Annotated in this window: 22 protein-coding genes and 1 other RNA gene; 7 read left to right on the top strand and 16 right to left on the bottom strand. The window is 51.7% G+C overall.

Annotation, left to right across the window (positions count from 1 at the left end; genetic code table 11):
- Positions 1-2: 2 nt before the first annotated feature.
- Both ssrA and NDQ72_01770 read left to right on the top strand, forming a co-directional pair.
- Positions 3-381, top strand: a transfer-messenger RNA (tmRNA) gene (gene ssrA / locus NDQ72_01775).
- 228 nt (positions 382-609) lie between these two features.
- Entirely contained in the window at positions 610-1,896 is a 1,287-nt protein-coding gene (locus NDQ72_01770) for a TonB-dependent receptor (GenBank protein WKD28701.1), read from the top strand.
- An 83-nt stretch (positions 1,897-1,979) separates the two neighbouring features.
- Here the strand turns inward: NDQ72_01770 and NDQ72_01765 are convergent, their stop codons facing one another.
- From NDQ72_01765 to ggt, 4 genes are all read right to left on the bottom strand, one after another.
- On the bottom strand, positions 1,980-3,242 hold the full coding sequence (locus NDQ72_01765; protein WKD28700.1) for an FAD-dependent oxidoreductase: 1,263 nt from the start codon (positions 3,240-3,242) through the stop codon (positions 1,980-1,982).
- Between the two features lie 158 nt (positions 3,243-3,400).
- Entirely contained in the window at positions 3,401-4,933 is a 1,533-nt protein-coding gene (nhaC, locus tag NDQ72_01760) for a Na+/H+ antiporter NhaC (GenBank protein WKD28699.1), read from the bottom strand.
- A gap of 484 nt (positions 4,934-5,417) precedes the next feature.
- Positions 5,418-6,359 carry a sodium-dependent bicarbonate transport family permease gene (locus NDQ72_01755; protein WKD28698.1) on the bottom strand — a complete coding sequence of 314 codons (942 nt, stop codon included), beginning with the start codon at positions 6,357-6,359 and terminating at the stop codon, positions 5,418-5,420.
- A 262-nt stretch (positions 6,360-6,621) separates the two neighbouring features.
- Positions 6,622-8,361, bottom strand: coding sequence for a gamma-glutamyltransferase (gene ggt, locus NDQ72_01750; protein ID WKD28697.1), 1,740 nt, complete (start codon positions 8,359-8,361; stop codon positions 6,622-6,624).
- 280 nt (positions 8,362-8,641) lie between these two features.
- On the opposite strand from ggt, the gene NDQ72_01745 reads away from it, so the two are divergent.
- From NDQ72_01745 to NDQ72_01735, 3 genes are all read left to right on the top strand, one after another.
- Complete coding sequence (locus NDQ72_01745) at positions 8,642-9,610, top strand: LysR family transcriptional regulator (protein WKD28696.1); 969 nt, start codon at positions 8,642-8,644, stop codon at positions 9,608-9,610.
- Positions 9,611-9,710: 100 nt separating this feature from the next.
- Entirely contained in the window at positions 9,711-10,667 is a 957-nt protein-coding gene (locus NDQ72_01740) for a calcium/sodium antiporter (GenBank protein ID WKD28695.1), read from the top strand.
- Between the two features lie 10 nt (positions 10,668-10,677).
- On the top strand, positions 10,678-11,250 hold the full coding sequence (locus NDQ72_01735; protein WKD28694.1) for a hypothetical protein: 573 nt from the start codon (positions 10,678-10,680) through the stop codon (positions 11,248-11,250).
- Here NDQ72_01735 and NDQ72_01730 read toward each other — a convergent pair.
- A complete protein-coding gene (locus NDQ72_01730) occupies positions 11,234-13,036 on the bottom strand; it encodes a TRAP transporter fused permease subunit (GenBank protein WKD28693.1) in 1,803 nt (600 codons plus the stop codon). The two genes, NDQ72_01735 and NDQ72_01730, sit on opposite strands and share 17 nt — an antisense overlap.
- 88 nt (positions 13,037-13,124) lie before the next feature.
- A complete protein-coding gene (locus tag NDQ72_01725) occupies positions 13,125-14,102 on the bottom strand; it encodes a TAXI family TRAP transporter solute-binding subunit (GenBank protein WKD28692.1) in 978 nt (325 codons plus the stop codon).
- A 441-nt stretch (positions 14,103-14,543) separates the two neighbouring features.
- Here NDQ72_01725 and nhaD point away from each other — a divergent pair, with 441 nt between their 5' ends.
- Positions 14,544-16,022, top strand: coding sequence for a sodium:proton antiporter NhaD (nhaD, locus tag NDQ72_01720; protein WKD28691.1), 1,479 nt, complete (start codon positions 14,544-14,546; stop codon positions 16,020-16,022).
- Between the two features lie 58 nt (positions 16,023-16,080).
- Here the strand turns inward: nhaD and NDQ72_01715 are convergent, their stop codons facing one another.
- From NDQ72_01715 to NDQ72_01695, 5 genes are all read right to left on the bottom strand, one after another.
- The gene (locus tag NDQ72_01715) at positions 16,081-18,606 is read right to left on the bottom strand and encodes an EAL domain-containing protein (GenBank protein WKD28690.1); all 2,526 of its coding nucleotides are present in this window, start codon (positions 18,604-18,606) and stop codon (positions 16,081-16,083) included.
- Positions 18,607-18,692: 86 nt separating this feature from the next.
- Positions 18,693-19,364, bottom strand: coding sequence for a glutathione S-transferase (locus NDQ72_01710; protein WKD28689.1), 672 nt, complete (start codon positions 19,362-19,364; stop codon positions 18,693-18,695).
- A gap of 230 nt (positions 19,365-19,594) precedes the next feature.
- A complete protein-coding gene (locus tag NDQ72_01705; protein ID WKD28688.1) occupies positions 19,595-20,173 on the bottom strand; it encodes an antibiotic biosynthesis monooxygenase in 579 nt (192 codons plus the stop codon).
- A gap of 142 nt (positions 20,174-20,315) precedes the next feature.
- Positions 20,316-20,699 carry a hypothetical protein gene (locus tag NDQ72_01700; GenBank protein WKD28687.1) on the bottom strand — a complete coding sequence of 128 codons (384 nt, stop codon included), beginning with the start codon at positions 20,697-20,699 and terminating at the stop codon, positions 20,316-20,318.
- Positions 20,700-20,707: 8 nt separating this feature from the next.
- Complete coding sequence (locus tag NDQ72_01695) at positions 20,708-20,935, bottom strand: DUF2835 domain-containing protein (protein ID WKD28686.1); 228 nt, start codon at positions 20,933-20,935, stop codon at positions 20,708-20,710.
- Positions 20,936-21,133: 198 nt separating this feature from the next.
- Between NDQ72_01695 and NDQ72_01690 the strand changes: the two genes are divergently transcribed.
- A complete protein-coding gene (locus NDQ72_01690) occupies positions 21,134-21,673 on the top strand; it encodes a hypothetical protein (GenBank protein WKD28685.1) in 540 nt (179 codons plus the stop codon).
- A gap of 51 nt (positions 21,674-21,724) precedes the next feature.
- Here the strand turns inward: NDQ72_01690 and NDQ72_01685 are convergent, their stop codons facing one another.
- From NDQ72_01685 to phnC, 5 genes are all read right to left on the bottom strand, one after another.
- Positions 21,725-22,204 carry a C40 family peptidase gene (locus tag NDQ72_01685; protein WKD28684.1) on the bottom strand — a complete coding sequence of 160 codons (480 nt, stop codon included), beginning with the start codon at positions 22,202-22,204 and terminating at the stop codon, positions 21,725-21,727.
- Positions 22,205-22,303: 99 nt separating this feature from the next.
- Positions 22,304-22,933 (bottom strand): histidine phosphatase family protein, encoded by a 630-nt coding sequence (locus NDQ72_01680; GenBank protein WKD28683.1) that lies wholly within the window; start codon positions 22,931-22,933, stop codon positions 22,304-22,306.
- A gap of 24 nt (positions 22,934-22,957) precedes the next feature.
- Positions 22,958-23,773 carry a phosphonate ABC transporter, permease protein PhnE gene (phnE, locus tag NDQ72_01675; GenBank protein WKD28682.1) on the bottom strand — a complete coding sequence of 272 codons (816 nt, stop codon included), beginning with the start codon at positions 23,771-23,773 and terminating at the stop codon, positions 22,958-22,960.
- Between the two features lie 31 nt (positions 23,774-23,804).
- Positions 23,805-24,632: a phosphonate ABC transporter, permease protein PhnE gene (phnE, locus tag NDQ72_01670; protein ID WKD28681.1), complete on the bottom strand. Its 828-nt coding sequence runs from the start codon at positions 24,630-24,632 to the stop codon at positions 23,805-23,807.
- Positions 24,629-25,495, bottom strand: coding sequence for a phosphonate ABC transporter ATP-binding protein (gene phnC, locus NDQ72_01665; protein WKD28680.1), 867 nt, complete (start codon positions 25,493-25,495; stop codon positions 24,629-24,631). The genes phnE (NDQ72_01670) and phnC overlap by 4 nt, the downstream gene beginning before the upstream one ends.
- Between the last annotated feature and the right edge of the window lies 1 nt (position 25,496).

Here is a 25,496-nt window from a genome sequence, read left to right as displayed (position 1 = left end):
CAGGGGGCGACATGGTTTCGACGCCGGTGACAACCCTTGCGGTGCATGCCGAGAGCGTGATGTATCTCGTAAATCCCACATCACGAAAAATAGTCGCAAATGACGAAAACTACGCTCAAGGCGCGCTAGCAGCTTAAACACTGTTAGCTTCTTGTCTGGCCCAAAGGTGATGTGCCTATTCATCACTGATGGGATACGAGCTAAAGCTGATAGGACCGCGGTTGGTGGTGTCTTCTCATCAATCGTTAAACTTAGAAGGCTCGCGTGACTGAATCCTGATCGTCGGAGTCAGTTGCGTTAAAGCAAATGACGAAATCTAAGCATGTAGAGCCAATAGGCGCGTGCTGGCGGACGCGGGTTCAATTCCCGCCGCCTCCACCAGACACCCCTACAAATCAAGCACCTACGGGTGCTTTTTTTGTGCCTGCAGCCTGAAAAGGACCTGTTTAGGCATAGCGTAGTCAACATTTTGGTCAGCTTTTCTTAAACGCCTCACATATCCCTCGAAGCTAGCCGCGTGCAGCGACAGAATTCAGCGCAATTGCATTATTGATACAATATAACATATCATTTTATGCACTTAATTCTAACGTTTAAGGGAATACACCTGTGCCACGCTCATTGTTTCTGCTTACACCACTTGCCACTGCTCTGCTTATTAGCTCCTCTGCCTATGCAGATGATCACCATCATGGGCACGACCACGCCCATGATCATACTGACCATGCTCATGAGCATGGCGACGCTGAAAACAGCATCAACGTTTCCTTAGTTGTGGAAGGCATTTACCACAATCGTTTTTCAGGAGATGAGAACTCGCCTGCTGGCTTCAGCCATGGGCACGAAAGCGGCCACGATCATGAAGGAGGACATGACCACAGCGGCCATAGCCATGATCTCGACAATGGATTTAACCTAGGACACTCTGAAGTTGCCATCGAAGGACAAACCGCCCACCTTGAGGGCAAGGCCGTTGTTTCGCTAACGGAGGACGATATCACGCTGGAAGAGGCTTTTATTGCGACGCGTACGCTGCCTAACGGGCTGCGCTTACAAGCCGGTAAGTTTCTTTCTGATATAGGCTACATTAACAGCCGACATCCTCATGCTTGGGATTTTGTTGAGCGCCCACTGGTCAATGAGTATTTGTTTGGAGAGCATGGTCTGCTCGATACAGGCTTACAGCTAACCTGGTCACCAAACAGCACCTTGACGCTGGGTAGCGAGCTGTTTCAAGGCGAGGGAGAAGGCTTCAGCCGCTTTGATGAAGGGGGCTATGAGGATCGCGCCAGTGGCCCTCGCGTGGGCACAATTTTCGCTAAATACCGCCCAGATCTCGGTGCGAATAAGCAGTTAACGCTGGGAACGTCTGCGGGTATGAACCGTCAGTATGTGCGTGTCGATGACCATGGCCACCATGCCCATACTGCTGAAGGCGACAACTGGTTCGCAGGCTTAGATGCGCGGTTTAACTACGATGCGGAGCAACCCGGTCACCAGGGCAACTGGCAATTAGGTGCGGAATACTTCTATAGCGAACGTGACCTGCAAGAGCATGTGCAACACCATGATCACTTTCATGCACACGATCATTACACTGAGCAACAAGATGGTGCTTACATCGACGCTATTTACGGTATTGCACCACGTTGGGAAGTCGGCCTGCGGGCAGAAGCATTAGGGTTAACCAATAAAGTGATGGGAACCCATCCTACCGCTATCGTCTCAGAAGACACGTCCTGGCGGCAAAGCGCGCAGCTCACTTGGCATGTACGCGATAACATGTTCGTGCGCACGCAACTGACCCGCGAAGACTTTGCAGGGCATGATGAGCAGTGGGTGGGAATGATTCAGTTCAACGCAGCGTTTGGCAGTCATGCAGGACATAACCACTAAGCGCGCTAAATCGTAGATAAACAGCCCGTCTCATACTCAAGAGACGGGCCCTACTCTTAGCCTGCACACCGCGCAGCCGGCAATCAACCACCAGCCAATGTAAAGCGTGATGCACTGAAAGGGCTAATATCCAACTGACTATCACGCCCTTGCAGCATGTCAGCTACCAAGCGCCCCGTCGTGGCACCTAGCGTTAGCCCCAACTGGCCATGACCAAAAGCCATCGCGACGTTTTTAAGCAATGGCGATTTATCAATCACAGGTTTAGTGTCTGGCAAGAAGGGGCGCCAGCCAGCGCCAAACTCCATACCAGCCGTATTCAACGATGGCAGTATCGTCTTGGCTTTTTCAAGAATGATCTCCGCACGCTTGAAGTTCGGTTCAGCATGGTTGCCAGCAAACTCAATCGTGCCGCCGATCTGTAGCCCTCGCTCCATAGGAATCAGGCCGAAGCCGCCGTCAGCATAAAAAGTGGCGTGGGTTAAATCGACGCCAGGGTTGGGTAACAACACCTGATAGCCGCCGACCTTAATCAACGGTACCTTAATGCCTAATGTTTCAAAAAACGCCGAACTGCCGTTGCCTGCGGCGACCACCACCTGCTCGACCGGCAGCCTCTCACCGCTGGCCAGAGTCACACCAACGGCACGCCCTCCCTGGGTCTCAATACGCGACACACTATCCTGAACAAGCTTGCCGCCCTGCTCTACAAAACTGTGAGCAAGCTCGATGAGGAAGGTTTCGGTATCGCACACCGTGCGCCAATCTGACAACAACAAGCCGTGAGAAAAGCGCCCCGCGAGCGCTGGTTCCATAGCGGCAATCTGTTCGGCATTCAGCGTTTCGGAAACAAACCCTAGCGCGCGGCGTAGCTCTACATAAGTTTGCTCATCGGCTAGCCCAGCTGCATCGTCAAACAGTTCAAGGGTTGGTTGGTGACCAATCAGATCGTCACGACGGCACTGCGCAAGCAGGGGCTCATAATCCTGGAAGGCACGACGCGTTAAAGTTGCTAGCTCATGGGCGATAGTATCGATGCGTGAACGCCGCGCGTGGGTGATAAAGCGCAGCATCCAGGGTAATAGCCCTGGTAGTGCTGATGGCCGCAGCGCCAGCGGCCCTTTTTGATCCAGCAGCCATCCAGGCACTTTTTTGATAATACCAGGCTTGGACTGAGGAATAATTTCGCTAACCGCAATCTGCCCGCAGCTCCACTTAGCGGTACTATCGCCGGACATAGCGGGCTCTACGAGCGTTACGTCGAGCCTCTCTTTTTGCAGAGATAACGCACAGCAAATACCCACGATTCCACCACCAATGACCACGGTTGGATGCGTTGTAGTCATTACTATCCTCCTGGTTTTATTCGGGCGTGCTTGCAAGCAAACACAAGTCGCAGCGATTCGATTGTCGGCAAAAAACGCCTAGCTCAAAAGACAAACACCCCGCCTTTCGCAAGCCGGGGTGCTGTCTTATCGGTAAAACACGTAACGACTAGTGACGATCAACTCGAGCTAGGAGCTGGCGTCGGGCTAGTAACGGCTGCGTCAGCAGCAGCACCCAATGCTTCGGTAGAGGCAATCGCTTCCCCCTGTTTTTCCCACAGGGCACGCTCTGCATCAGTTGCCTTGGGCGAGAAAAAGCCCATCTGTGCGTAAAGAATACCGATTAAGGGCGATAACCAGCAGGCAAAGGCCAGTGGTATATACAGAAGGTTCTCAACGTTACCTTCGCCAATGCCTAGCCCTAATACGCTAATGACGAAGGCACCACCTGCGTTCCATGGAATGAGCGGCGACATCAATGTTCCACCTTCCTCAACACCACGCGATAGGTTCAGGGTTGAGTAACCCAGCCCACGGTAGGTAGGCGCGTACATACGCCCCGGTAGCGCAACGGATAGGTAGGGGTCGCCTGCCACTAGGTTAGTTGCAAAGGAGGTAGCAATTGCCGAGGTTTGAACGCCTTTGAACGAGCGCACCTTGGACATAATGGCCTTGATGATGGTCTCCAGGCAGCCCGTTTTCTCCAACGCACCGCCAAAGGCCAAGGCAATCAGAATCAACGAGATGGTCCACATCATTGACTGAATGCCGCCACGGTTTAACAGGCTATCCATGGCTTCCACGCCCGTTTCAATGGAGTAACCATAGTTAGCGTAAGTAACGATATCGTGCAGACCTACCCCCTGAACCGCCATGGCGGTTACCGCACCTGCCATTACACCAGCAAACAGGGAAGGAATCGGCGGCATTTTCTTGATGGCTAGACCAATAACCAGCACCGCTGGCAACAGCAGCCAGATAGAAATAGTAAAGTGTTCGTCTAGTGACGCAGTGATGGCATCAATGCGCTCAAAAGATGCCGCTTGATCATCAATCATGGTGAAGCCCACCACCAGATAGATGGCTAACGCGATCAGCATGGCCGGAAGCGTCGTTGGCATCATGTTTTTGATATGCGAGAACACATCGTTACCGGTAACCGCCGCCGCCAGGTTTGTGGTGTCGGAAAGCGGTGAGACTTTGTCGCCAAAAAAGGCGCCAGAAACAACCGCACCGGCAGTCCAGTAAATCGGAATTTCAAATCCAGCGCCGATACCAACAAGCGCTAAACCTACCGTACCAACGGTTCCCCAGGAGGTCCCCAAAGAAACGGACACCACCGCACAAATCAGCATCGCCGCGGCAAGGAAGAAAGCCGGAGACAACAGAAGAAGGCCGTAATAGATCAGACTGGGCACGGTACCGCTGGCAATCCAGACGCCAATAATCATGCCCACTAAGATCAACACCGAAACCGAAGGCAAAGACACGTTGATAACGTGAAACGCCCCATCTTCAATCCGCTTCCAGCGGAAGCCAAGTTTGATACCCACTAGTGAGGTTATCGCCAGGCCGATGGCCAGCGGGATATGTGGTGTGAAATCACCAAAATAGAAAATTTGTACCCCGATAGCGATTAGTGTCAGCACAACGGGCACAAGAGCAAGCCCGAGACTGGGTTTTTGACGGACCCTTTTTGGTTTATCTTCCATCTTATAGACCTCGTTATTATTGAGTTTTTAATAGGTTTATCAGCAGCGATGTTTTTCGTTCAGCAGGAGTTTTTTAGATTTATCATCTAAGGCGTTAGCAATAGACAAGCTTTCTAGAGGTATACTGCCCTTTCATCTATACCAGCTAATTAAGCACAATGCGTCATCGCACTTTCAACACTTCAACAGCATTGCGATCACATCACTGTTACAAAAGAATACGAGGGTAACGATGACTTAACGTGTCTATTCCTCGGCTTTTCGTGCTGCTTCCAGGGGAAATACACATGGGCCAGCAAAATAGTGCGGCTGAACTAAGCACGTTAATAAATTATTAAAATTTATCTATTGAAGCTTACAAAACAGAAAAATAAACTAAAAAACGCCAGCTTTATAAGCAATAAGCTGGCGTTAAATTCCAATTAAACAACAAATTACTCCAATGACTGGCAGATCAAATTGAAGCGATAGCGCGACCCATTTGTTAGTTAAATAAGTGCTCCAGCAGCCTATGGTAAAGAGGGATCCCAAGCATCACGTTGAGAGGAAAAGTAATGCCAAGTGACGCTAGCATCGCAAGCCCAATGTTCGCTTGCGGGATAGCTGCACGCATTGCAGCCGGCGCCGCTATATAGGAGGCACTAGCAGCCAATGCGGCAAGAATCACCACAGAGCCCACTGGCAAACCAACCAGTGTACCTACCAGAATCCCCAGCAGTGACAGCAGCAATGGCGTGACCAGCGCAAAAGTCACTAAGCGCCAATGATGCCAGGGCATTGGGCGCAGCGTTTGCGCGGCGGTTAAGCCCATTTCTAGCAGGAACAACGCCAGCACGCCTTTGAAAGCTCCAGTAAACAGTGTGGTGACTTCCTCTCCTTGAAATGGCCCGTATAGCGTGCCGATCACGACCCCACCTGCTAACAGGATAACGCCACGGTTGGTTAAAGTTTCATGCCATAACTTGCTGGTGCTCTCTTTAACAGCGGCGCCTTGATAGCGTCTAAACAGGGCGATCGCCACCATGATCGCGGGCAGCTCCATAGCGACCAAATAGAGCGTTACTTCACTACCCACCGCTAACTGACGTGCTTCTACATACGCCAGTGCGACCGCAAACGTACCCGCACTGACCGAGCCATAGTGAGCAGCAATGCTAGCGCTGTCGGCGGCGGAAAGACGCACCCAGCGGCGCAACACGGGCATCAGCATCAGCGGTATAAACGCTGACAACAGCGCTACGCCGGTAAGCTCTGGCATCAATCCCCAGTGGATATTGCCATGCAGTGCCATTCCTCCCTTTAAGCCAATGGTGAGCATTAATAACAGGCTTAGGGTGTCGTAAGTAGCTTTAGGTACCTGAAGATCCGACTTCACAGCTCCGGCGACTAGCCCCAATAAAAAAAACATCACCACAATATCTGGCATCACCACTGCTCCCTAGGGTTAAAAGAGACTGCATTTTGCGAGCGATGGCACTAGATAACTAATAATATATTGAAAGAAAATCATAGATAATTATCTATGCCGTTATCATCACCCTATCGCTACTCATTGATAAGCAGTGGTGATAGTTAATAGGCAGTGGTGATGATGGTTAAACTAAGGATATGAAAGGGTCACTAGGCGCGATGCCTGAACGACCCCGCCCTGAGCAATCAGGGCGGGGTGGTAAGAGCCTAACGTAACGTTACAGGCCAATAGCAGATGAGGTGGAGCGGCGAGGATCGGCGCCACCAAAGAACATCCCGTCTTTGATCATGATTGACTGAGCGGCGCCCATGGCTGACTGCTGACTGACCGTGTGGCCACGCTCTTCCAGCAAGTTAAGTGTATCTGGACTAAAGCCTGCCTCAACGCGAATCTCATCAGGCACCCACTGGTGGTGCATGCGCGGTGCGCTAACCGCTGATTGTATATTCATATCATGATCAATAACGTTCATTAACACCTGTAGCGTTGTGGTGATAATACGTGAACCGCCGGGACTGCCAGTAACCAGGAAGTTTTTGCCGTCTTGCTTGACGATAGTGGGCGTCATAGACGAAAGCATTCGTTTGCCTGGCTCAACCTTATTGGCTTCGCCGCCAATCAATCCATAGGCGTTGGGCACGCCGGGCTTGGCTGAGAAATCATCCATTTCGTTGTTGAGCAAGAAGCCCGCGCCATCCACCACGATTCCAGAGCCATAACTGAAGTTGATGGTGTACGTGTTTGAAACTGCCAGACCACCGTCATCTACAATGGAAAAGTGAGTGGTTTCATTGGATTCGTAGTCGTTCGGATTGCCAGGCGCAATGTCTGCACTAGGGGTAGCTTGGTCGCCAATCTGGCTACGCAGTTCGGCTGCATACTCCTTTGAGGTGATGCCGGCCAAAGGCACATCGACAAAGTCAGTATCGCCCAAGAACTCCGAGCGGTCAGCGTAAGCACGCTTCATGGCTTCGGCCATTAGGTGCATGCTTTCAGCAGAGCCAAAGCCGAGTTCACCGATGGGATATTCTTCGAGAATATTCAGCATCTGCACAATATGAGCACCACCGGAAGAAGGAGGGCTCATGGCGTAAATATCGTAGCCGCGATAAGTACCGTGGCTGGGTTCACGGATGATGGGGGCGTAACTAGCCATGTCTTCCATGGTAATCAGTCCATCGTGACGCTCCATCTCGGCAACAATCAGCTCTGCCGTTTCTCCTTCATAAAACTCGCGAGCCCCTTGTTCAGCAATGCGCCTGAGTGTCGCGGCTAGATCAGGTTGCTTGAAAATATCGCCAACTTCGTAGGCGCTACCGTCCTCCTTGAAGAACTTGGCCATGCTCGCATCCCAGGGTTCAAAGCGTTCTCTGGTCTCTTGTAGCCCTTGAACAAAGCGTGGAGGCACCGCGAAGCCATCTTCAGCAAGACGAATGGCGGGTTCCAGCGCTTCAGCAAGACTTAACGTACCATACTCTTCTAGAGCCAGAGCCAGCCCCGCAACGGTACCGGGAACACCTGCGGCCAAGTGAGTAAAGCGGGAACGCTCGGTCACTGCATCGCCATTTTCATCTTGGAACATAGCTTCAAAGGCAGCGGAAGGGGCCATCTCGCGGTAGTCGATGGCAATGACTTCGTCGCTTGTTTCATCCGAGATCAGCATAAAACCGCCACCACCGATATTACCGGAACGGGGCTGGGTCACCGCTAGCGCAAAGCCTGCCACTACGGCAGCATCAACGGCGTTGCCTCCTTCAGCAAGCACATCACGGGCAACCTCTGAGGCGAGAAAGTGGCTGGTAGCGACCATGCCATGGCTACTCTCTTGGGGATGAAAGCGCTCACCTTCCAAGATCGCTTGCTGAGAGAATGCCTGTGGAGAGACTAACAACCCGCCGATACATAAACTGGCGGTCAGCGTTTTAAGCGGACGCGAAGTTAAAAAGGGGATCATCATAGGTGGAATTCCTTATAGTTATTAGCTTAAAAACATTTCAAATATAACAGCATGCTTTTCTTCAAAGCTATTCAAAGCCATGTTCTTGGCCTTGAGAGCAACCCAACGTGCGCCACCTTAGTGTAATGTGGTTTAAACTCTTTTGTCTTCACCTGTCCATTAACGGCAAGGAATAGCCTAGCTTTTCCATGATGGCTTGCCAGGTATTCGTTGATAAAGCTGATCGACACCACGACCCAATAATGATGCATTAAGAGACGCCCCAGGAGTTTCGGTTGCTATGAATATTCGCCATCTGACCTTTAGGTTGCTTCAGGTATACGTAACCGTCGTTAGATGTGGCTCCATCAGCGAAGCCGCAAGACAGCTTCACCTTACCCAGCCAACCGTCTCACAGCAGTTGAAACGCCTCCGAGAAGCGGTAGGCAGCCCGTTGTTAGAACAGCATGCCCAACAACTGACGATGACCGCCACAGGGCAAGCGCTTTATCAGGCAAGTCGGGATGTGTTGGGGCGCTTTGACGACTTTGCAGATCAGCTCAGTGATTTACAGTATGGCAGTAAGGGGCGATTTAGCATTGCCCTAGTGAACACTGCTCAGTACGTCTTACCACGCCTCTTAGGACCTTTTAGTCAGGCATTCCCTGACGTCGATGTCACCGTTCATATCGGCAATCGTCGACAGGTATTGGCGCGCTTTGAGCGCCAGGAAGACGATCTTTACGTCTTTAGCCATCCGCCCGCGCTTGCTCACGCGGTCGCGTCACGCTTTATGCGTAACCCCTTAGTTGCCATTGCCGCCGCCGACCACTCGCTGGCTCAACAGAAAGCCGTGACGATGGAGCAGCTACTAAGTGAGCGCTTACTGCTACGCGAGCCAGGCTCTGCCACACGCATGTTATTAGACAGCTGGCTGCAAGAGCACGGACTGACCATGCAAAAAACATTACAGATGGCCAGTAACGAGGCCATACGAGTAAGCGTGGCAGCCAATATGGGCGTTGCAGTGTTATCTGAACACGTTTTGCCTAATGAGCATCCTGACCTAGTGGTATTACCCGTTCAGGGGCTACCTATTGAGAGCCACTGGCAATTTATCGTGCGTAATGATCAGCGCCTTCCACAGTCAGCACAACGCTTTCTTCACTACGTTCACGAACACCTGACACAGTGGATTGAACCGCGCTTTGTATGCAATGAACTAGACACCCTACTGAACGCCTACCCGACGTTTCCCTTGCGTGGATAGAGCTTCGATTAATTGACTTGCAGACGCAGCGATTCCCGCTAATGTGTGAAGCCTACGCTTGGAATAACGCCTAAGTGAGCACACTAAGAGATTAAATAGCATGCTGTATGGGATAAGTTTAGCCGTCGGTATCGTACTATTAACGCTGGGAGGCGAAGCTCTCATCCGTGGCGCTGTCGCCGGGGCTAAACGAATGGGAGTCTCGCCACTGTTAACAGGCCTCGTCGTCGTTGGTTTTGGCACATCTTCCCCCGAACTGGTCGTTTCCATTGATGCCGCCATTCGCCAACAACCAGATATTGCTGTCGGCAATATCGTGGGTAGCAACATAGGCAATATACTGCTGATTCTTGGTCTTTGCGCAGTCATTTGCCCCATGTCAGTACAGCCGCTGGCGCTAAGACGAGATGGTGTGGTGGTGGTCGGCGCTAGCCTGCTATTTATCGCTCTGGCCTGGAGTGGCGCCCTCGGCCGTTGGGATGCGGTAATATTATTAGCCGCGTTGACGGCTTATCTCATTTGGGCATATCGCACTGAACGCGCTCAACCACTTCCCGCAGCTGAAATGCATAGCGCAGAAGCAGACGAACTCACTGCAATTCCAAGTTCAACAACCATGATAGTTATGGCGCTTATTGTGGGGCTTGCGATGTTGATAGGTGGCTCGCAGCTGTTACTTTATGGTGCCATTGGCTTAGCCCAAGCCATGGGTATTTCCGAAGCAGTTATTGGCTTAACGATTGTTGCGGTGGGTACCTCGTTACCCGAAATGGCGGTATCGGTGATTGCGGCTCTTCGCCGCCACGCCGATGTGGCTGTCGGAAATATTTTGGGCAGCAACATTTTCAACCTTCTAGGCATCTTAGGTATATCAGCTTTCCTACAGCCCCTGCCTATTGCTGAGCGAGTAAGTCAGTTTGACCAATGGGTGATGCTCGGAGCAGCAGGCGTATTGCTACTGTTTCTCTACACAAATATGCGGTTATCTCGCTGGGAAGGAGCCGCTCTACTAGGCGGCTATGTAGCCTACCTTACGCTAAGTTTTACAATCGTCTGAGGAATTAGCTGTGCAAATTGCCACCCTCGGCCCTAGCGGCAACAATCATGAATTAATTGCTCTGCGCTATTTAGCGAAGCATGGTCAGCCATCCACGAACCTGCATCTTTTCGAACAGTTTGAAGAGGCGTTTGAAGCGCTGATTGAGGGGCGAGTAAGCCACCTGCTCCAGTGCACCGCTCACTTTGCCCACAGCGATTGCGTGGGCCGCTATATGCACCGCGCCTATCCGGTCGATGTCTTTATTGCAGGCAGCAAGCCTTTAGCGTTAGTTGCTCAGCGCGGTATTGCCACCCCTCGTCATGTGGCGATTCAGCCAGCTACCCGCCATTACACAGATTTAAGCAGCTTTGGCGATATTATCGAAGCACCCACGACGGTTGCCGTGGCTGAAGGCTTGCTAGCGGGTGCTTTTGAGGCCGGGATTTGCGCTGAAGAGGTCATGAATCAAGCGCCTGAGCAACTTAAGCTGGTGCAGTCGCTGGGGCCTGCACTAGATACCTGGGTGGTGTATGCCACCACCCAATTACCGGCCACATCGCCGTTGTTTTTAAACCCATGTGCCATTAAACGAGAAAGATAACAGCCGCGCCCGCCACCACGAGTATTACGCGAAGCCAAATGGCTTTACGAGCGATGACACCAAACGAAATAGCCGTTAAACCAGCGGCTATTTTTAAACCGTCGAGCAAAGCGCCCGCTGGATTAAAAGCAAGCTGAATAACGTCAGGGTTCGCGACCATCGCCAAGGGAATGATGTACAACCCTATCCCCAGTGCCATGGCCTTAAGCGCTACTTTGAGCCAGTTTTCACCGACCATTCCAGCCGCGATAAATACTCCCCCACAGACAGGCGGCGTAATCGTCGAAAGCAGCGCGTACCAAAACACAAACAGGTGCGCCAACAACGGCTCTAATCCGAGCGATATAAGCGCTGGTCCTGCCACCGACACACAAATCACATAGGCTGCTGTTGTTGGCACCTCCATCCCCAAGATCAGGCAGGCCAGTGCGGTTAACAATAGCGCAGGCCATAGCAGGTCATTTGAGAGCGATAAGATACCCGACGTAATCTTTACGCCAAGACCTGTTAACGAGAGCACACCAATCACCAGAGAGGCACACAAAATAATCGCGCCAATGGTGGCAATTTGCCGCCCTGCGGTCACCACCGCATCCGCTAAGCGATTTGCAAACCCAGCAATTGAGAAGCGCAGCGTAACATCAACCAGCAGCAGCGCTGCACCGGCAAATATCGCAATACTGGCGGCATATTGAGGTGTGTACCCGCCGTTAAAAATACGCTCTAACAACAGTACAAACGGCACCGCAAAAAAGAGTGATGTGATGAGCACTTCTTTGGCGGCTGGCTGCTCGCTGGCATCAATCGGCTGCAAGTCATGACGCGTTGCGTAGGCATTAATGCCCATCCATACCGTCAGAAAATAGAGCACAGCGGGTAGCGTTGCTGCGGCCATGATTTGCGTATAGGGCGTGCCGGTTAGCTCTACCATGACGAATGCTCCCGCCCCCATCAGCGGTGGCATTATTTGCCCGCCTGAAGACGCCACCGCTTCTACCGCGCCCGCAAACGAACGCGGGTAGCGCAAACGTACCATTGAGGGAATCGTAATCGCCCCAGTAGAGGCAACGTTCGCTGAGGCTGAGCCTGAAATGGACCCCATCAACGCCGACGAAATCACCGACACTTTAGCCGCACCGCCGGTTAAACGCCCAGCAACGGCACTCGCTAAATTCATGAAACCTTGGCCAGCTTCGCCAGCATTCAGCACCGCACCAAAAATCACGAAGATAGCCACGACACCCACGCTAACCCCCGTCAGCGAGCCCCATAGTCCCCCTTCCGCAATCGTCAGTGAACCCACCATGCTTTGCAGCGGCAACCCCGGGTGGCCAAATGCCCCCGGCACGAACTGGCCGAAAGCGCCGTAAAGCAGTGCCAGTAGCGCAACCAACGGCAGCGGCCAACCGATCGCACGCCTTGCCGCCTCCAGTGCCAGCATAATTAAGAAAAGACCAATCGCCATCTGCAGATGGGTATCAATAAAGCCATACTGATTCGCAAGCGTGGCTTCGTTAAGCGCGATGTAGGCGCAAGCTGCTATCCCCAATAGCGTCAGCCCCCAGCCACTAATGCGCTGAAAAGGGGTTTTAGCCATATAAATCAACACCCAAGGCAGCAGTAGCGCCATATGTAATGGTCTGCTCACCAGGGCGGGCGTTAAACCGTAAAAAATAAGTCCCAAATGAAACCCAACGCTAATGACACCTAACGCAATCCAACCAGGGGACGCCACCGCATTAGGTGTGGCGTTATCAGCCGTCTGAGACGAAAAAAGAGCATGCATGCCGAGTTGCCTATCCCTATAAAACAACGCAACGGCTTACAGACCGTTGCGTATTATCAGTGCCAAAAAAACGCTGCTAAGGCAGCCTCTATCGAAGAGCGTCAGGCACATCGACTCCTGCTTCTTCATAATAACGCAGTGCACCGGGGTGCAGCGTACCGGTCATATTACTCAGCATATCGGGCGAGATACTGCTCCACCAAGCCGTTTCTTCAGCCATGGCATCGCGACGCTCCCAGAAGGTTTTTGTCAGAGCATACGCGGTCTCGTCATCCATTTGTGAAGTTGTATAAGCGATGACCGGCAGCGACGTGGTTTGCACATCCTCATCCACGCCTGGGTACGTGCCACCAGGAATCGTCTGGCGAGCAGCGCCTGTTTGCGCTATCTGCTCATCGCTAAAGCTAACCAGGGTGATTGGCATGCTGGCAGCCGTTTCAATAACATTCGGGGTTGGGAAGGAGCTGGCCGTCACAAAGGCATCAATCTGACCATTTTTTAACGCATCTGGCCCACTTCCAATAGAAGCGTCAGCAACACGCACTTTCTCTTCCAGCCCAAACAGCTCTAGATACCGAGTAGCTTCCCGAGCGCCAAAAGTACCTCGGCCGATTAAGATGTGCTTATCTTCAAGCGCAGCCATATCGGTCACACCGCCATCGCCTGCGATCACAAAATGCATGGTGATAGAGGGAATAGGAAATAGGCCGCGAATTTCTTGGAAGCGAGGATGCTGACGCTCGGCAAAAGCTCCTTCCCCAGCCATAGCCTGTTCAACTAAGGCTGGCGGCGTAGTGAATACATAGTTACCTTGCCGAGCCATCACCTCCATCACGTTCTGCACTGAGCCCTGGCTTTCTTCTAATGTCAGGATAATGGCATCGTCAGTGCCTTGGCGCACTGCCTCAGAGAGTTCAACACCCATCTGGTAATAGGCGGTTCCCGCCGATGCTGATTTATAGGTAACCCGTGTTTCTGCTTGTGCTGTCATTGCAGCAGCGGCAAGGGCAAGCGTGGCAGCCGAGACGCCTAACGTGCGATAAAGGGAGCGAATGGAGTGGTGCATATGAGTTCCTTAACGTGTCCAACGGCCAGCTGTGTGGCCTCGTTTTTATTGACTGAAAGCGATGACAAAGGCTAAATTCCAAGCCTTTAGACGCGACATAATGATCAACCATACCAACGCAGCCATCAATATGGTCGCGCATGTTGCTCAATTTTATTATCGCCTGAAGATCGACCCACAAGCAGCAAATATACCTACAAAGCGACGGAGACCAACAAATATCGTAAATCTATTATGTTTATCTGATTTATGATTAAACTCTTTACATTTATTTGGCCATATTACTATTAGCTAAACGGATAATTTCCAAAAAAAAGACGTAATAACTTGCTTATCAAAGCATTTCATTCGGTTTAATTCCGTATTGCAATGCAATATAACTTGTTAAACTAACGCCGCTTATTCCCCCTACCTTTTAACCAATATAAGGATAAATACGCCATGCCGACGTTACATAATGACCCTGGCCAGCTCCGAGTTTCTCGTTGCTGGCCTTTTTTGTTAGCAGCCTTATTATTATGCATGAGTCCTTCCGCTTTTGCAGTGACTGGAGATATCGACTTAACCTCCTCAACCGTCGGATTTTTTGCCGTAGCGATCTTCGTGCTTGCCTATGCCTTAGTAATGGCAGAAGAGAAGATCCACATGCGTAAGTCTAAACCGGTGCTGGTTGCTGCCGGTATCATTTGGGGACTCATTGGCTGGGTGTACGTCCAAAATGGCATGTCCGATACGTCAGAGCATGCGTTTCGTGTGACACTTTTGGAGTTCACCGAGCTAATGCTGTTCCTGTTGGTTGCCATGACGTATATCAACGCCATGGAGGAGCGCCGTGTATTTGACGCCCTTCGCTCGTGGATGCTGCGCAAAGGCTTTAGCTACCGCCAGCTATTCTGGTTAACGGGCGGCCTTGCCTTTGTGCTCTCTCCCATTGCCGATAACTTAACCACAGCGCTACTAATGTGTGCCGTTATCACCAAGGTTGCTGAAGGAGATAAACGCTTCATCAATCTCGCCTGTATCAACGTTGTGGTAGCCGCCAATGCCGGTGGTGCCTTTAGCCCCTTCGGCGATATCACCACGCTAATGGTCTGGCAAGCAGGTATTATCCAGTTCCAGGAGTTTTTCATCCTCTTCCTACCTTCCTTGGTAAACTTCCTGATTCCTGCAGTCATCATGAGTATATTTATTAAGGATCAGAAGCCCAGCAGCGTTTATGAAGATGTATGGCTCAAACGCGGTGCACGGCGAATCATTGCGCTGTTTTTGATCACTATTGCCACCGCTGTACTGTGCCATACGCTGCTGCACTTGCCGCCTGTACTCGGCATGATGACGGGTCTTGGCTACCTACAGTTTTTCGGCTATTACCTACGTCGCAGCCTGCCTCGCTCGCTGGAACGCAAGCGTGAACGCTATAGCCGCCAAGGCGATAATAAAAAGCTCGAGCAGTTAGGTGGCGTGGTGCCGTTTGATGTTTTCAATCGTGTCGCCCGCGCCGAGTGGGACACGCTGCTGTTCTTCTACGGGGTGGTTATGTGCGTAGGCGGCCTTGGCTTTATGGGCTACCTTGGACTGCTTTCCGAAGCGCTTTACACCGGTTGGAACGCCACCTGGGCCAATATTGTCTTGGGGGTTGTGTCAGCGGTAGTCGATAACATTCCGGTAATGTTCGCAGTCCTGACGATGGAGCCAGAAATGTCCCACGGGCATTGGCTACTGATTACGTTGACGGCCGGTGTAGGGGGCAGCTTGCTCTCAATTGGCTCCGCAGCAGGGGTTGCCGTGATGGGGCAAGCGCGTGGCGCTTATACCTTTATGGGCCACCTACGCTGGGCACCGGCTATTTTTCTAGGCTACGTCGCCAGTATCATTGTGCATATGTGGCTTAACGCCAGTAGCTTCGCCGTCTTTGGTTAACAAACGTTGACATCAGTTCAAGCCCGCGTCACGCGCTAACAAGTGCTGCGCGGGCTTTTTAGTACGCCTCGAATAAATACTCAATTGGCGTCGGGCGGCCAAATAAATAGCCCTGATAGCGGTAACATCCATGTCCTTTAAGCCAATCAAACTGCTCTTTTTTCTCGACGCCTTCAGCCACTACGGTTAAACCGAGACTGACCGCTAAAAGAATCGTGGTATCCACAATCGCCGCATCGGTTTTGTCCGTTAATAATTCGCGAATAAACGACTGATCGATCTTTAGCTCGTCCAACGGTAAGCGTTTCAGGTAGCTCAGCGACGAGTAACCCGTGCCAAAGTCATCCAGCGCGAAGCGAATACCTTGGGAACGAAGCTTTAACATGGTGCTACGTACTCGCGTGGGTTCGCTCATTAATAGACTTTCTGTCACTTCCAACACCAAGCGACTCGGCGGTGCCTGGGTTAGTGCTAACAAGCTTTCTACATCGCGTACGAACCCGGGTTGCTGGAACTGCACCGAACTCACGTTAACGGAGATAGTGAGTGCTGCATATGCAGGTTGCTGCGCCCATTTTGCTAATTGTTCACAGGCTAATTTCAACACCCAGTGCCCAATAGGTAGAATCAACCCGGTTTCTTCCGCAAGGGGAATAAAGGTGGCTGGCGATACCCAGCCACGCTGAGGGTGGTACCAGCGTAATAAGGCCTCAACGCCAGTAGTGACGCCTTGATGGTTGACCTGCACTTGGTAATGTAGCGAAAGCTCGTTGCGCTCTAAGGCTTGATGCAGATCCCCCTCAAGTCTAGCCCTCTCCAGCACACTGGTTTGCATCTCCATATTAAAAAAGCGCAACGAATTACCGCCAGCCGCTTTGGCTTGTTGTAGCGCCATGTCTGCTTGTTGTAAAACACTGTTCACACTCAACCCCAAACACTTAAACAGTGAAATGCCAATGCTGGCGGTAATCGGCAGAGCCCGGTCGTTACGCAGCTTAGCAACCGCTTCTAAGAGCTGCCTTGCAAGGCGCTCAGCCTTGTGCGTTGCTTTACCTTGCTGTTCACCTAATGTATTTAACAGTACGACAAACTCATCGCTACTAAAGCGGGCAACGGTTGCCTCCTGAGGCAAGTGTAGTTGCAAACTTTCGGCGACATTAATCAGTAATTGATCGCCACTCTCGTGGCCCTGAATGTCATTCACCAGTCTAAAATTATCTAAATCAACAATAAAAATTGCGCTGAAGTTTGTTGTGCAATTATTCTGATCCGTGACATCGGCTAATAACTCCATGAGGCGCCGACGATTCGGAAGGCCAGTCAATGCATCATAAAACGCCAGACGATGGGTTTTAGATTGCATTTCCAGATACTCAGTTAACTCCGTAGAAATACCACATAAGCAAGGCGCTTCACCTGGCGCCGTAGTTAATGGCATCTTAATTGATAGAAAAGTGCGTACATGCTCCTCACCCTGCAGCATATTATGCTCTTCAATCGTGACCTTCTTCCCTGAATCTAAAATATTTTGATCTACTTTTTTTATTGCTTTGGCACTTTCGGAATTAAAAAAATCATCATCATACTTTCCAACAATAGCCTCTATTGGCCGATTAAAAAGCTCACTCATTCGACGATTAACGTAACGGTACTTCAGCGAGGAGGACTTAATATAGATATATGCATCTACACTATCTAAAATAGTCGCTAATAGCACTTCATGGGTATTTAACTGTTCTCGACTAAGTTTCATACGGCGTTTAAGTAGCACATTGCCTAAGAGCGCTGTAATAAGCAGTAAAATAAGCAAGCTAATCCCCCACCATACCCACGTGGGAATCAATTGGGATGGTCCTGTCATAGCTCGCCATGCACCTAACGTTTCATAATAAGCAGAGCCTTTATCCTGCTTCCATCGACGTAGAACATCATCAATACGACTAAGTATCTCATCAGGAAGTTGTGGGGATGCGGCATAGAACAGCCTCGCTGGCTGAAAAATAACAGGCGTATCACTCAATCCATAATCGTGAGCCCGCCAGTCGCCAAATAGATGATTGGCAGCCACAAGATCTGCCTCATCATCCGCAACTGCCTGAAACCCTCTAGCGAAACTACTCACGGGCAGCCAAGTGACGTTGATATCAAAACGCTCGGTTACCGCCGCCAAATAACTTTGCTGAACGGACCCTGATACCACGGCCACACGCTGCTGCTCAAGATCAAAAATAGCGCTGACCTTAGCCCCTTCACGCTGGTAAAGCTGTGACCAACTATGCATCACCGGCTCTTCATGAAACGCGATACGCTGAGCACGCTCTTCACTCCAGGCAACATCAGGTAGTAAGTCAATGTCCCCTTGCTCTAACAGGGTAAGACAGTGTTGAAAGTCACATTGAAGACTTTCAAGCTGCCACTGCTCTTCTTTGGCAATCGCTTGCAAAAGGTCGCCTAGCACGCCTCGAGGGCGACCTTCATCGTCAGCGAAGAGTTTTGGCGGATTGTGGTACACACCAACGGTCAGTGTCTCAGCCGATACGGGAGTTGTTGCTAAACATCCAGCTAGCAGTAATGTTCCTGACATAACGTGGGCTAGAACGCACAACGCCCCCTTTTGAGTAGAAGATGAGCGAGGTCCGCAACAGCTCAACGTCTGGAACATAGATAAACCTACCCACCGGGCATGGTAAGGGGGCCAGCGCGCTCAACAACCCGTTGCCAGGCAGGATCACTTTCAATACGCGCCACAAATGCTGCGATAGCCGGATACGCTGACAACGATTGTGTCGCGGCAACGGCCTGTAGCGGAAAACTCATTTGTATATCGGCCCCACTCGGCCAGTCACCCGCAAAATTACTTCGTTTGTGTAGGTGCGATTCAATAATGGTTAGATGTTGTTTAAGTTGGGGCTGGATAAATCGCTGCTGCACCGTTGAGCTAATTCCTTTTGCTAACGGCTTAATCAGCCACGGAGACTGCTTAGGCAGTTGGCTAAAGACCAGCCCCATCACTAACAGCGGCATTAACGAACCTTCTGCATAGTGGAGCCAGTAGCGATAATTTACCCACTCATTACGGTTTTCCTCAAGGAGCTGATCTTTGGTATTACCATAGCAGTTGACGAGATAATCAATAATTGCCCCTGACTCTGCTACGGTCAGCTCACCGTCGGTAATCACTGGCGACTTACCCAGCGGGTGGATTTTTTTAAGTGATTCCGGGGCTAGCTGAGTATTAGGATCACGCTGATAAACCTCAATATCATAATCAAGGCCAAGCGTTTCCAGAAGCCATAAAATACGGTGGGAACGGGATTTTTCGAGATGGTGAACGCGGATCATAACGACTCCATGGGGCGACTTGGTACGCTAGCATTGCACCAATGTCAGTTATCCTTTTGCTGCAAGCGTATTTAGCTTAGCACTATTGCAGCGTTTAACCCCATGAAGTTTAGCAATTATTCACGTTGTTAAAGAAACCCAAAGAGCATGGCTTAAGATGTTATTAGATAAAATTAAGCCCATGTTTTAACTCATTTTAATAATATAGATATGCTCCCATCCATTCTGTACTACGTTCTATGCTCATGACGCCAACGTGACAATATATCTAATGGCGACCATTTCCCTTCCAACCAAGGGGCAAGTAGGCGTGTTGAAAGTGGAATAAATAAAAACACCATGACAGGCGTCAACATCATCGTACTGACCAGAACACGGGGCACCATGGGCCAGTCCGCTAAGGCACTGCCAAATAGCCAGTTAAACAGCAGTGAAATGGGGAAAAAAGCCAACCATACGGCGATGGCTTGTTTCCAACGCGGAGGCGTCGTGCCCGAGCTAGACTGAAACCAAGCATCTAGACCGGTGGCACGGTGCTCATGCGGTGCGTCATACAGCCCCTTACCTCGCTGTAGCCATGCATTCCGTGAAGCCGAGTGCTCCCAGGCTGTTAACGTATCACTGCTACTAAAGCGGAAAATGATTTGATATTCGTCATCGCTATTGGGTGGTGCCAAGACACCGGACCCCAGATAACCGGGAAAGTCAGCCGCCAAGTCGCGGCCTTCGTTCAACCAACGGTTAAAATCGTGGTAACGGCCGCTCGCCACTCGACGGGCTACCATTAACGTGACAGGTGAGGCAGACATGATATATCTCCTAATGTGGTCACAGCGAATTGCCGGGTAGGCAAGCTGTCGGCCTTCAGGTGGGTAACCCCAAAAGCAGTACTCGCATTATACAGGCAATGATGATGCCATGTGATGACAAGGAGTGGCGATAAGGTGATAACTAGTGGCCTGGTAGTGGCTGACGACGTTCACCACGCTGAAAAGACCTAACGTGTAAGTAAATATCAATGGCGCTGCGAATTGCATCGGCCTCTAGGGCATCAGGTACCACGACAGGCCCTTTCACTTCCCCTCCGGAGCGCAAAACCCTATCCACATCAGAACGATAGCGTTCCAAAAGGTGTTCTATATTGATACGCACACGATGCACTTCTAGCGAGAAAGCATGTCTTTGTTCGTTACGCTTAACGACATCCAATGGGTTTTCTGCCACTTCGATTAGGCTCTCCAGCGTATTGAGCACTAATTTTTCGGCTCTATTTAGATTGGGTATAACGGCATAAATGAGTTCATGGAGCGTTAGATTTGCATCGCTATAGTGCATATGCCAAGTCAACTCGTTGAGAGAGGCTGAATGTTGATAAAACGACTCTGGTCAGAAAATTCCAATCGATAAACGCCATGAACGCCCTCTTGTCCTACTACGCGGCGCAGCGCTTCAGCAGGAAAAATGACCCAGCGGCCATCAACGCTGCGCGCTCGCACGTTCGAGTAACGTTCTTCGTAATGCGCAAGACACTCACTTTTTGACAGATGAATAACAACATCGATGATGGGCATGCGAATGATTAACCAAACAATAGCTAAGCGGTCGTTTTAGGCACGACAATGACGTGCTGCGATTTCTACATAGATGCTCTATGCTAACGCAAACAGCTTATCCTTCGGTAATTGCTTATGGATCTTTCTACCCTACCCCCCTTTGTTTCTTCATATGCGTTACCGCAGCCTAAGGTAAGCAGTACACAGGCTAATCGGATGGCGTCGGAAGAACAGAAGGCTCACGCCTCAGAGACTGCACAAGCCAGTGAAGAGGCGGACTCATCCGCCAGTCGCGAAACGACCGGCCCTACGCGCCCCGACGGTACGCCGCTAGCACCGGAGGAGATCCAGCTTTTAGAACAGCTTAAGCAAACTGACCGGGAAGTTCGCCAGCATGAAATGGCCCACCAGACGGTAGGCGGCCCCTACACCGGCGGTGCCAGCTATGAGTACGAAGTTGGGCCAGACGGCAAACGCTATGCTGTTGCGGGCGAAGTTCCCATTGACTACGGCCCCGTACCAGGCAACCCCACGGCGACTATTGAAAAGATGCAAACGGTCATCGCGGCAGCGTTGGCGCCGGCAGAGCCTTCTTCTAAAGATATACAGGTGGCCGCTCAGGCAAGACAGTATTTATTGGAAGCCAAACTGGAAGCCGCTCGCGAGCAGAGCGAAATGAATGCTGCACGAAGCGCAGGGGGAGCTACTACAGACACAGAAGAAGTGACCACAACACCTGATGAGCAGGCAGCCTGATCCGTTGGCTTTCCTACATTGAATTGCAATTACTCACCCTATTAATGTCGCTTAGGGTGCTGGCGAAGCAGCCCCTAAAAAGCGCTGATTCCAGTAATCGACATCCAGTGGCACGCTGACCACGGCTCGACCGCTGCCAGGTGCGTGGATCATTTGCCGGTTCCCGCCATAAATGCCTACGTGTGTGGCTTTGGCACCATCTCCAAAGAACAGTAAATCACCTGGACGTGGCGTATCTACCTGCGGCAGCGCGCGGAACTGATCGTTAGCAGTGCGGGGCACGCGTATGCCCGCAGCGCGATAAGTCATTTCCACAAGCCCCGAACAATCCAGCCCCTCCGGCGTATTGCCGCCAAAGCGATAGGGTGTGCCAATCGCTTGCTGGGCATGAGAGAGAATCAGCGCGCGCTCCATCGAAATACCCGCTTGATCATTTGAGGCGGGAGCAGTCGTGATCTCTTTGCTGGCACACCCTGCTAATAGCAGCAGCGCGAATAGCGTTAACAGTGGGGACAGACGGATAAATGGCATACATCGCTCCGGCTCAGCACGTTAGCAATGCTTATATCATGGCCTATGCGCAGCTTACCCGCTACTGATTCGTAAGCTGTTATTACTAACGCACGGTGACTAACGCCCTATCCACTCAACAAAGGTGGTTTCGCCCAGCGCATGGTGCTCGTGGCGCAGGCGGCTCATCGCAGCATAGGGCAAGTCCATCACTAAGCCGTTACCAAGCGGCTGCCCCAGCACTTGGCGCAGCAGCGCATTGCAGACAAACAGATGTGCCACCACCAACACGTGCTTACCGGGCGGATTAGCCAACAGCCGCTGCCAGGATTCACTAACCCGAGCATCCAGCGCTGCCAATGTTTCCCCTTCTGGGGGCGCGACTTGGCAGGGGTTAAACCAAAACGCGCTCATTGGCTCACTGCCCTCATCGGCAAATACCTGGGCATGCGTTTTGCCTTCCCAGCGCCCCAAGTGAAGTTCAGCCAAGTCATCATCAACTTGTACAGGTACATCAAACTCCTCGCCTAGCCACAGCGCAAATTCGCGGCAACGCAGTAGTGGCGAACTAACAATCGCATCGTAAGGTGGCTTGCCGTCCACCGTGTGGCGCATGACGGCATCACTCACTTGCTTCCAGCCCGTTTCACTCAGTGGGTGGTCGGTGCTGCCACGTAACATGCGCCCGCCGACTGGCTCTCCATGGCGCATAATATCGATGGTGGTGATGTCTGCATTTGGAAAGCGCATGGTTTCTGTTCCTCGACAGGCTGACTAGATGATTGCGTGACGCACACGGGCAGAGACCCACTCGGACACCAGCACCGTGGCAAAAATCATCACAAAGATGACGCTAACTTGGTTCCAGGCAAGGCTGTTAATTGAGGCATTGAGCTGCAAACCAATACCACCAGCCCCCACCAGACCCAGCACGGTAGACTCACGAATATTAATGTCCCAGCGATACACGCTAATACCCGCAAAGGCAGGCATTACCTGAGGCAACACAGCGTAGTTCATCACCTGTAGGCGGCTGGCACCGGTGGCACTAATCGCTTCAACGGGGGTTGGATGAATTTCTTCAATGGCTTCATAAAGCAGCTTGCCTACAAAGCCAATGGAGCGCAGCGCAATGGCGATAATACCCGCCAAGACGCCAGGGCCAAGAATTGTGACCAACAGCATGGCCCAAATCAGCGAGTTGATAGAGCGAGACGAAACAATAACAGTGAGCGCCAAGCTGCGTATCAGTGGGTGTGGCGTGGTGTTGCGTGCCGCTAAAAACGCCACGGGAAAGGCCATGACAATACCTAGCGCCGTCCCTAACGTGGCAATGTTCAAGGTATCCCACATGGGCTTCCACAGCACATTGGCATACTCCCAACGCGGCGGCATCATACGGCTGATTAAGTCGCTGCCCTGGCGGCCAGCATCTTCAACGAACACCCACATCGTGTTATCAGAAATCACTTTCCAACATAGTAGAAACAGGCTGATGCCTAGAAGCCAGGCAGCGAATTGCAGCCACTGGGCACGGGTAGTGCGCCGCTGCCAAAGCGGTGCCCCTTGGGGGGATGTTGAAACAGGCATATCGTTTCCTCTTATGGCAAGTGGCGCGTCGTTACTGTGTCCAGCGGCGAACATAGCTGGAGGCATACTCACTCATCAGTACAATAGCGATGATAATCAGCAGGATGGCAGCAGATGTGCCGTACTCGTAGCGGCTCAACGAGGTATTCAGAGTGGCACCGATACCGCCAGCGCCGACAATGCCAATCACTGACGACTCACGGAAGTTGATATCCAGTCGATACATCGAGAGGCCAATTAAGCGCGGCATCACCTGAGGTTGAATGGCATGATTCATGGTTTGCCACCAGCTCGCCCCGGTGGCGCGTACGGCCTCTACCTGCCGCCAGTCGAGATCTTCAATGTCCTCTGCCAGCAGCTTGGCCATAAAACCAATCGTGGCAAACGCCAGGGTCAACATGCCCGCAAACGGCCCGAAGCCGAACATCACCACAAACAGAATGGCGATGATAATTTCTTGGAAGGTGCGCGACACGGCAATAATCGCGCGGCACACGGCATAAATAGGTAATGGCGAGATATTACGCGCCGCCCCCAGCCCCACAGGAATGGCCAATAACACGCCAATCACCGTAGAGGTTAACGTCATGGTCAGACTTTCTAGCAGGCCCGCGATAATGTCACTCTGGCGGCTAACGAAGTCCGGCTGCAGAAACGCACCAAGAAAATTGAGTGCGCGTCCGGCTCCTTCCGCCACGCGTGCCCAATTAACGTCCACAGAGGCAAGCGCCAGTACCAAATATGCAATCGCGCCTAGCACCAGTCCCCAACGCACACGCGGGTTATCAATCAGTGGTAAGCGCCGCCAGTGCCCTTCACGCGCAGCCTGTTGGCGCGCCAGTGCATTGGTGCTGCTCATCGCGCGACCCCACTCGCCAGGCTTTCTAAGCGGGACAGCTCACAGCTAGCATAAGGGCGATGCTCTTCGCTCTCTTTCACATTCTGTTCAGTTTCATCATCAGCAGGTTCTGGAGTGGTATCCCAATCCTCTTCACCATAGATAGTCGTCAGAATTTCGCTGGTAAGCTCGCCAGGCTGCCCGTCAAAGACGATTTCCCCAGCCCGCAATCCCACAATACGGTCAGCAAACTGCTGAGCCAGTGCGACATCGTGGATGTTGATAATCGCGGCCAACTCTCGCTCGGCGCATAGTTCACGAATCAGACGCATGATCTGACGTGATGTTTTCGGGTCGAGACTGGCGGTGGGTTCATCAACCAACAGTAGCTTTGGGCTTTGTAACAGCGCACGGGCAATACCAACCCGCTGGCGCTGGCCACCGGAGAGCGCATCGGCACGCTTATCAATGGCGTGTGGCAAACCAACTCGTTCCAGCAAGCGAAAGGCTTCGGCCACGGCTTCTTGTGGGTAACGACGCAAGAAACTACGCCAAAACCCCACATAACCTAGCTGACCAGACAGTACGTTCTCCATCACGGTTAAACGGTCAACCAGTGCATACTCCTGAAAAATCATTCCCATGGAGCGGCGCGCGTGGCGCAGACGATTGCCCGAAAGTTTGGTCAGCTCTACATCTTCCAGGCGAATACTGCCTTGGGTGGGTTCTACCAAGCGGTTCACGCAACGAATCAGCGTACTTTTCCCTGCACCGGATGGCCCAATCAGCGCCATCACTTGGCCCTTAGGTAGCGTCAGTTGTATATCGGTTAACGCACGATCCCCAGTAGGGTAACGTTTGCCAACGCCGGTAAGAGTCAACATG

This window comes from Halomonas sp. KG2, from assembly GCA_030440445.1.
Classification (GTDB): Bacteria; Pseudomonadota; Gammaproteobacteria; order Pseudomonadales; family Halomonadaceae; genus Vreelandella.
This window is presented reverse-complemented; position numbering and strand designations above follow the sequence as displayed.

Excerpts from the sequence above, each read along its gene's own strand:
- NDQ72_01765 (WKD28700.1), bottom strand. The coding sequence starts at position 3,242 with ATGACTACAACGCATCCAACCGTGGTCATTGGTGGTGGAATCGTGGGT.
- nhaC (WKD28699.1), bottom strand. The coding sequence starts at position 4,933 with ATGGAAGATAAACCAAAAAGGGTCCGTCAAAAACCCAGTCTCGGGCTT.
- NDQ72_01755 (WKD28698.1), bottom strand. The coding sequence starts at position 6,359 with ATGCCAGATATTGTGGTGATGTTTTTTTTATTGGGGCTAGTCGCCGGA.
- ggt (WKD28697.1), bottom strand. The coding sequence starts at position 8,361 with ATGATGATCCCCTTTTTAACTTCGCGTCCGCTTAAAACGCTGACCGCC.
- NDQ72_01745 (WKD28696.1), top strand. The coding sequence starts at position 8,642 with ATGAATATTCGCCATCTGACCTTTAGGTTGCTTCAGGTATACGTAACC.
- NDQ72_01740 (WKD28695.1), top strand. The coding sequence starts at position 9,711 with ATGCTGTATGGGATAAGTTTAGCCGTCGGTATCGTACTATTAACGCTG.
- NDQ72_01730 (WKD28693.1), bottom strand. The coding sequence starts at position 13,036 with ATGCATGCTCTTTTTTCGTCTCAGACGGCTGATAACGCCACACCTAAT.
- NDQ72_01725 (WKD28692.1), bottom strand. The coding sequence starts at position 14,102 with ATGCACCACTCCATTCGCTCCCTTTATCGCACGTTAGGCGTCTCGGCT.
- nhaD (WKD28691.1), top strand. The coding sequence starts at position 14,544 with ATGCCGACGTTACATAATGACCCTGGCCAGCTCCGAGTTTCTCGTTGC.
- NDQ72_01715 (WKD28690.1), bottom strand. The coding sequence starts at position 18,606 with ATGTCAGGAACATTACTGCTAGCTGGATGTTTAGCAACAACTCCCGTA.
- NDQ72_01710 (WKD28689.1), bottom strand. The coding sequence starts at position 19,364 with ATGATCCGCGTTCACCATCTCGAAAAATCCCGTTCCCACCGTATTTTA.
- NDQ72_01705 (WKD28688.1), bottom strand. The coding sequence starts at position 20,173 with ATGTCTGCCTCACCTGTCACGTTAATGGTAGCCCGTCGAGTGGCGAGC.
- NDQ72_01700 (WKD28687.1), bottom strand. The coding sequence starts at position 20,699 with ATGCACTATAGCGATGCAAATCTAACGCTCCATGAACTCATTTATGCC.
- NDQ72_01695 (WKD28686.1), bottom strand. The coding sequence starts at position 20,935 with ATGCCCATCATCGATGTTGTTATTCATCTGTCAAAAAGTGAGTGTCTT.
- NDQ72_01690 (WKD28685.1), top strand. The coding sequence starts at position 21,134 with ATGGCGTCGGAAGAACAGAAGGCTCACGCCTCAGAGACTGCACAAGCC.
- NDQ72_01685 (WKD28684.1), bottom strand. The coding sequence starts at position 22,204 with ATGCCATTTATCCGTCTGTCCCCACTGTTAACGCTATTCGCGCTGCTG.
- NDQ72_01680 (WKD28683.1), bottom strand. The coding sequence starts at position 22,933 with ATGCGCTTTCCAAATGCAGACATCACCACCATCGATATTATGCGCCAT.
- phnE (WKD28682.1), bottom strand. The coding sequence starts at position 23,773 with ATGCCTGTTTCAACATCCCCCCAAGGGGCACCGCTTTGGCAGCGGCGC.
- phnE (WKD28681.1), bottom strand. The coding sequence starts at position 24,632 with ATGAGCAGCACCAATGCACTGGCGCGCCAACAGGCTGCGCGTGAAGGG.
- phnC (WKD28680.1), bottom strand. The coding sequence starts at position 25,495 with ATGTTGACTCTTACCGGCGTTGGCAAACGTTACCCTACTGGGGATCGT.